Raw genomic sequence first — 7,527 nt, forward strand, 5'->3', positions numbered from 1 at the left:
CGCGGGAGGTCTGCAGGTCGGTAGCCGTGCTCCAGCTGGATCCACATCGTCCTGGGATCCCGCCACGATCGTTGCCGAGCTCAATCAGCGCTTTCAAGCCGAGGAGGACGCGGCCTACTTCACCATGATCTTCGGCATGATCGATCAGACGAGTGGGCGAATGGTTCTGACCCAGGCGGGACATCCTCCGCCCCTCCACGTACACCGTGATGGTCAGGTCACAACCGTAGGAGACGGTGGATCCGTGGTCGGCCTCTTCGTCGACGCTGACTACGAGAACATCGAGCTGGGCCTGCACCCGGGCGACCGGATGGTGCTCTACTCGGACGGGATCGTCGAATGCACCAGTCCGGACGGGATGCTGTTCTCGGAGGAACGGTTCATCGAGTTCTGCTCCGCCACGACATCGCTGCCACTTCCCCAGATGCTTCAAGAACTGCAGCGTCATCTCGAAAGCTGGAGAGGCAGCCCGATCTACGAGGACGACATCTCGCTGCTCGTCATCGAGAAGACATAACGAAGGAACGGAACATGGAACCCTCAGACAGCGACCTCGTCGAAACCACCCATCACGAAGGTGTCCTGATCGTACGCTTGCTGACAAAGCGCCTGGATGCCAGCGTAGCGCCGAGATTCAAGACCGCCGTGACCGACCACATCGCCAGTGGCCATCAATATCTCGTGCTCGACCTGACTGCTGTCGACTTCATGGACAGCAGCGCCCTTGGAGCTGTTGTTTCCTGCATGAAGGCCGTTGGAAGCCGTGGCAGCCTGGCGATCAGCGGAGCCCATGGAACGGTCATGAAGCTCTTCAAGCTTACCCGATTGGACCGGGTCCTGAACTTGCACGACACACCGGAAGGCGCCGCGCAAGCAATCAAGCCCAGCTAGAGGCAGCATTCTGCTTGCTGTTCGGAGTCGTCATGGTCCGGAGCATTACGTTCACCATCGATAGTCACTTGGCAAATGTCGCGCTTGTGGCAATGAGCCTTCGCAGCATTTGCTCGCTCGTTGCGCTCTCGCCAGAAGAACTTGATGAGCTTGAGATCGGTGTCGTCGAAGCTTTGAACAACGTCATCAAGCATGGGTACGACAACACCCCGGGCCTGCCGGTCACGACCGCAGTCACATTGGAAGATCACCAGGTCACGGTGCAGATCAGTGACCGCGGGAAGAGGATCCCGGCGGAGCTGCTCGATCGTGCCCGAACGTCCTGCCTGGACATGGACACTGATGATCTTACCAAGCTTCCTGAGGGTGGAATGGGCCTGCGCCTTATTATAAGCTCTGCCAACAGCCTCGAATATCATGTGGATGACGGCATCAATACATTAATACTTGAAAAAATCTTCTAACAATGTTTTGCTAGGATGCAGTTCTTCTGTTGCAGCTAGCACAAGGTTTAAGCGTATGCGACCCATTAACATTCGTTGTGGGTAGTCTGCCCCGTATCACGTCTCAGGGCTCGGCGAACCAGTCGATGACGTCCTCCAGCGGCACCCGATAGTTAAGGCTGACGGCTCCTTCCAGGAAGCCGCCATTGCCGCCCTCGCGCCATGGCCAGCGGTTGCCGGAAGCGTTGCTGTACTCGATCGAGAAGGTGCCCGGCCGCCAGTTCGACCAGCCGAAGGAGTAGCTGTAATCCGGGTCCCAGTCCTGCTGCTGGTCCGGATCCGGGTAGACGAACGCCGTGGCGCCGATGAAGAAGCTGCGCCAGATGCTGTACCGGCAACCAAACGACAGTGCAGTCTTGAAGCTCTTGGTGCTGTTGCTGCTCTGGTCGAAGTAGCGCGGAACGGTCGTGATCGCCGGCTGGCACTGGACCAGGCGGGTCTCGTCCGTGAACAGCGGTGCTACCAGTTGGTCCTCGAACTCGAACTTGTAGGCCACACGCAGCGAGCCTTGATCGAGTCGTGTGAAATCCTCGTTTCCATCCGGATCGAATCGATTGCCACCATAGTTGCCGTAGGTGAACGAGAAGGTACCGGGCCGGTAGTCATCATAGCCGAACGCATAGGCGAAGTCAGGATTCCATGGCTTCTGCCGAGACGGATCGAGATACTTGTAGAGCGTCAACCGCCCGAACCACGGCGTCGTGGGCCAGTTGAAGGCCAGTGTCGTGCTGATGGTCGGGGTCGACGGCGGCTGGCGGTCCTGGCCAAGGCCACTCGGTCCGTCTTCGGAAACCTGCTCATCCCCGGATGTCAGCGGCAGGTTCACGCCAAAGCTGACGCCGAGCGCCTGATCGATCCACCGGCCCCAGGTCATCTCGTGCTTGGGCCTCGGGATGGGCCGGTGCTCCTCGCGCGGTTTGCCGCTGTTCGCCGCGCGCCAGTCGACGATGAAGCTCTCGAGGTAGTAGGCGACGCTCTCGATCTCGGCATTCTTGGTAAAGCCGAGCCGGGAAGGCCCGGTCTCGCTCCAGGTGCCGGTGTAGAGCTGGGTCGTCGTGTCGCGGCCGAGGGCCACTTCCTGGCGAAGCGTAATCGCTATCCGGAACGGGCAGTCCTTCGTCCGGTCGCCGCGTGTCAGGTAGAACTCGAGACGTGGCTTGCCCGGCTCTTGTTCCAGCTGCCGCTTGTCCAGCAGGCGCATGCCTGCCGTCCGCAACCGCTCCTCGACCCGCTGGCGCACCTGCCGTCGCAGCTTGCCTTTGAGCTCGTCCGGCTCGGCCATGAAGTCGGTGAAGATGGACACGCCAGTGAGGCCGCGCAGGCTGTCAATCGAATCGCCAAGCGGCTTGTCCGCAGAGAGTGGCGGAACAGGACAGCTCAAAGGCGCAGCTGGCCTTAACGAACCAGCCTTTGAACCGGGCAGCCTCACCGTCTTGGCCGGACCTGTCTTGCGAGCGGCCGACAACGCCATCGGCAGCGGTGCGGGCGCAGGCACAGGTGCGGTCGTCTCCCGTGCGGGAACAGCACGCCGCGGCGCGGGAACGGGCGGCGGTGGAAGCGCTCGGGCAGGCTCAGGCTGCAAGGCACTTGCCAAGGGCGATGCGGGCGGCCCGGACAGAGGCTGCGCTTCTGATGGCACCTGATCGGGCTCGGGCGATGGAGCCTCGGTCATTGGCGCGGCGGGCGAAACGACAGCCTCCGATTCCACCGGTGCTGGAGGAGGTGCCTGTACCGCTCTGAGCGGTGGCGCATCGGCTGCTGGCTCCGCAGTCGACGCGGCCGGCGGAACAAGAGGGCCCACTTCTGGCGGCGGTGGAGGCGGCGCTTGGTCGGGCTCAGGTTGTGAAACCCCTGCTGCCGGTTCCGCCAGTACTGCAGCAGGCGGTGAGATGGACTCTGGTTCCGGTGGTAGTGCTGGAGAAGGTAACTCCAAGGCTGGTGGCACTGTGCCACCGTTCTGGATCCAGCCGATATACCTTGCGACCGTGACAAGTCCGCCGATCGGCAGGGGTTCTCCTCCATGTTCGGGCACCAGTGCCTTGGCATGGGGCAAATCCGCGACTGGCGTGTTGCTGAACAGGCTGCCCAGCGTGCCGGACCTGTCTTCACCATTCTCCAGGAAGAAGCGCGCTTCGGCTGGTGCGCCGGCCACAGCAACGTCGATGCGCTGGTTGTCGGAGACGGTCAGCGTCACCTCGCCCCGTGTTGCGGTGCAGCTTGTCCTGGGCCAGGACATGCAGACGATCTCCCAGCCTTCCTGCCTCTCGTCCTCGATAAAGCGGGCATAGCCGTCGGGATCAAACCGGTAGAACAGGCCGTCAGCCACTCCTTCCTGATAGGTCGGCCAACCGGCGGTTCCTCTCAGATCCTGCTCCTTCTCCACGGCACCTGGCGCAAACGGCCGGTCGGTCGCGATCACAGCCTCCTGCGCTGGTGCGCTTCTCGCAAGACCGTGCAAGCCGAGCGCTATCAATACCGTCATGACACCGCACCTTGTGCGCCGAAGCGAAGAAAGGGGATGCCAACGCACGCTGATGATCCACTCCACCATGGGTGGGACTGGAGGTGAACTGCGATCGGCAGGACGTCAACGATGCGACAAAAGGATGGGCCACTCATTCACGCGTGGAGAACGGTCGATGATGGGCACGATGCCATCGGTGGACGCTGCCAGGACCGTAAGGTTCCGCCGCCAGATTGGCCTGCGGCAATCGCCAGTGGACAGGCAAGCCTGAAGTCGGCATTGGCTTCTGCGTGATGATCAGGGCCCGAATGGCTGTTTTGTCAGGAGGCGAGGCAACAAGCGCAAGACAAGCGGGCGGCTGCCCTGATCCGATGCTGCCTGGGCGCGATGCCATCTCGATATCTTTCTCAGCCAATATCTACTGGCAGCTCCTATGCAATTTCACCCTCAGACACGCTTCTTCAGCATATATTTGTAGAATAGAGCCGGTAGACCATAACACCCGGACCTGCTGATCAGACGCTTGACGTTCTGTGGTCGGTTCGGACCAACGATTGTAACTGGTCATGCAAGCCCATCCAGATGTCCCTCGCACAAGCATCGGCCGTCGAGAGCGCCTGTCAGCCAGAGCCACTGCAGCCTTTTACACCTGGTTCGCGGCGCTGAGGCCCTCTCAGGCAGGTATGCTGAGCGGCCTGCTCACCCTGCTGCTCTGTACGATGATCGCCTGGAGCTTTTTGGCCTGGGACCGGACGCAGACGCTGAACGCTGCTACAAAGGAACTGGCTGCGGCGAGCCAGACCGTGGCCGGCACCGTCAGGCGCACGCTGGGCACCCTGGATCTGGTGGTCTCGCTCGCTCTTGATGATCTCGAAGCCGGCCAGCTCGACCGCAAGGGCGTCTATGAGTGGCTGCGCCGGCAGGCCGCCAAGGACGAGCAGCTTGATGCGCTGCGCACGATGGTGGTGCTGGATGCCAATGGGGTGGCCCAGCTCTCACAGGTGCCAGAAGCGGTCGGCTATGACCTGAGCGACCGGGACTATGTCAGGGCCCATCGTGAGCGCCGCGGCCTGGGCATGGTCATCGGGACGCCGGTCATCTCCCGGATCCCGCCCCATCGCCGTATCGTTCCCATCAGCTGGGCCATGCTCCTGCCCTCCGGCGAAGTGGACGGTGTGCTGACCGTGGCGGCAAGCTGGCGCTTGTACGCGCAGGTCTTTGCTGGCCTGCTCACCAGGCCCGGCCAGACCCTGGCCCTCCTCGACAGCACCGGCACCTTGTACGCCGTGGACGCCAAGCACTGGCCGGATGCAGAGGAGGAGCCGCAGCGCCCGGCGGCACTGGGGGAATGGGCCGGATCAGGCGCGTTGGCCGGGCAGGTCGTTACCGCGAACCACCTCGTTGCCTGGGTGGCGGTCCGAGGCACGGACCTGCAGGTCGTCATGTCGGAGCCGCTCGGCCAGGTGCTGCGGCCCTGGTGGCAGCGCGTCTTTCTGGCCAGCTTCATGGTCGGCATCATCAGTCTCGGCATGGGCTTCTTGAGCTGGCTGCGCCAGCGTAATGCGTATGCCCTCAGGCAGGCAGCAGAGCTTGCCGAAGCGCACGCGACCGAGGCCAAGGCGGCCCAGGCGAAAGCCGAGGAGGGCGAACGCGCCAAGGCGCAGTTCCTGGCTGCCATGAGCCACGAGATCCGCACGCCCATGACCGGTGTGCTGGGCATGGCCGACCTGCTCGCCGATGAGCCGCTGCAACCACGCCAGCAGGCCTATGTGCGCGCCATCCGCACCTCGGGGCAGCATCTGTTGAGCGTGATCAACGACATCCTCGACTTCTCGCGCTTTGGCAGCGGCGCCGTCACCTTGGAGGAGGTCGACTTCTCGGTGGGCGAGATCCTGGAGCAGGTGCGCTCGATCATGACGCCGCAAGCCACCGAGCGCGGGCTGAAGCTGAGCTTTGATCTGGACGAGCATTCTCCGCCGGTTGTGCGTGGCGACCCTACCCGGTTGCGCCAGATCCTGGTCAACCTGATCGGCAACGGCCTCAAGTTCACCCGCAAGGGCGGCGTGGACGTGACCATCCGCTGCGAGATCGTCGACGACAAGAAGGTCTGGTTCCGCTTCGAGGTGGCGGATACCGGCATCGGCATTCCCAAGGAGCGTCAGGCGAGCCTGTTCCAACCCTTCGTGCAGGCTGATCAGTCCACCGCCCGCAAGTATGGCGGTACCGGCCTGGGCCTAGCGATCTGCCGGCAGCTGGTGGCAGCGATGGGCGGCGAGATCGGCATCCAAAGCACGCCCGGCCAGGGCAGCGTGTTCTCCTTCCAGATCCCCCTACAGATCGGCGATGTGGTGATCGTCAAGGAAAGGGCAGTGCTCGATCCAGCTGTGATCCGGCCTTTGCAGGTGCTGATTGCCGAGGACGTGGAGGTGAACCGTGATCTGTTGGATGCAACACTGACGCGGCACGGTCATGCCGTCACCTTCGCCGAAGACGGTGAGCAGGCCGTGACCATGGCAAGCGAACACAGCTTCGACGTCATCCTCATGGATGTGCAGATGCCGGTGATGGACGGGATCGAGGCCACCCGCAGGATCCGGGTGCTGCCGCCGCCTGCGGGCAGCGTGCCGATCGTCGGACTGACCGCCAACGTCATGGAGGCGGAGCGCCAGCGTTGTCTGTCTGCCGGCATGAACAAGGTCCTGACCAAGCCGGTTGCCTGGGAGGACCTCTTTCAGACGCTGGCAGGCATCGCCACTGGCAAAGCTGTACCCGAAGTAGCCGCAACTCCTGCGCCAGCACAGCCGCCGGTACCCGCGTCAGGTGGTGAGCTGCTGGATCTTGCTCGGATCGAGAAGATGAGAACCCTGGCTGGCCCCAGCAAGCTCGTTCAGTTCCTGCAGAATGCGCTGAGCCTGGCAGAGCAGCTGGCTGCCGAGATGGAAGAACTGAAGAGCCAGCCAGCGGAGCTCGTGAAGCCTGCGCATCGGCTGGCCGGCACCACGCTGAGCATGGGCCTCCTGCGGATCGGCACGCTGGGCCGCGAGATCGAGCATCGTGCGCTCGAAGGGCAGAAGGTCGGCGATCTCCTCACCCTCCTGAACCAGACCCTCGCCGCGACGAAGGAAGAGCTTGGCCGCTTGCAGCTGCTGAGCACAGGGGACTGATCAGCGTGCAGAGCACACGCCGGCCCGCCCGGCTGAGGCTCCTTACGGGGACAGTTGAATGACGACCAATGCTCCAGGCGACCAAGAAGCTGGACCGGCGTCGCAGCTGGATCGCTGGCTACCTACGCTGGTGTTGATCGCCCTGGCGGCGGGCACCTTCCTCTACCCGCTTGCCGTGTCGGCGCAGAACCTGGAAACAACAGGCTCGGAGGCCGTCTTGCCAGCTATGTCGGACCGGCTGGAGGATTGGCTGCATTGGACGGCACGTGGCATCGAGGTCGTGGGTGTCGCCGTCATCGTTCTTGGCGCCATCGCCGCCTCTTTGCGGCTGGTCTGGCAGCTGGTGCGCTCGGGCAGCTCGGGTAAGATCTACGATGCCTTCAGGGCCAGCCTGGGGCGGGCGATTCTGCTGGGCCTGGAGTTCCTGGTCGCAGCCGACATCATCGGCACGGTCGCCGTGGAGCCCACCTTGGAGAACCTGGCCGTTCTCGGCGTCATCGTGTTG

General features: G+C 63.0%; 6 protein-coding genes. 5 read left to right on the top strand and 1 reads right to left on the bottom strand.

Features of this window, described 5'->3' with window-relative positions; translation table 11 throughout:
- Window positions 1-67: 67 nt before the first annotated feature.
- The 3 genes from VHL31_RS01565 (at window position 68) to VHL31_RS01575 (ending at window position 1,355) form a co-directional block, all read left to right on the top strand.
- A complete protein-coding gene (locus VHL31_RS01565; protein WP_329659448.1) occupies window positions 68-517 on the top strand; it encodes a PP2C family protein-serine/threonine phosphatase in 450 nt (149 codons plus the stop codon).
- A 14-nt stretch (window positions 518-531) separates the two neighbouring features.
- Window positions 532-891, top strand: coding sequence for an STAS domain-containing protein (locus VHL31_RS26575; protein WP_349262335.1), 360 nt, complete (start codon window positions 532-534; stop codon window positions 889-891).
- A gap of 68 nt (window positions 892-959) precedes the next feature.
- A complete protein-coding gene (locus VHL31_RS01575) occupies window positions 960-1,355 on the top strand; it encodes an ATP-binding protein (protein ID WP_329659444.1) in 396 nt (131 codons plus the stop codon).
- 103 nt (window positions 1,356-1,458) lie between these two features.
- Here VHL31_RS01575 and VHL31_RS01580 read toward each other — a convergent pair whose 3' ends face one another.
- Window positions 1,459-2,775, bottom strand: coding sequence for a hypothetical protein (locus VHL31_RS01580; RefSeq protein WP_329659445.1), 1,317 nt, complete (start codon window positions 2,773-2,775; stop codon window positions 1,459-1,461).
- Window positions 2,776-4,541: 1,766 nt separating this feature from the next.
- Between VHL31_RS01580 and VHL31_RS01585 the strand changes: the two genes are divergently transcribed.
- Window positions 4,542-7,022 carry a hybrid sensor histidine kinase/response regulator gene (locus tag VHL31_RS01585; protein WP_329659446.1) on the top strand — a complete coding sequence of 827 codons (2,481 nt, stop codon included), beginning with the start codon at window positions 4,542-4,544 and terminating at the stop codon, window positions 7,020-7,022.
- Window positions 7,023-7,080: 58 nt separating this feature from the next.
- The coding region (locus tag VHL31_RS01590; RefSeq protein WP_329659447.1) for a DUF1622 domain-containing protein at window positions 7,081-7,527 on the top strand (447 nt) is incomplete at its 3' end.

This window comes from Geminicoccus sp., assembly GCF_036263595.1.
Lineage (GTDB): Bacteria > Pseudomonadota > Alphaproteobacteria > Geminicoccales > Geminicoccaceae > Geminicoccus.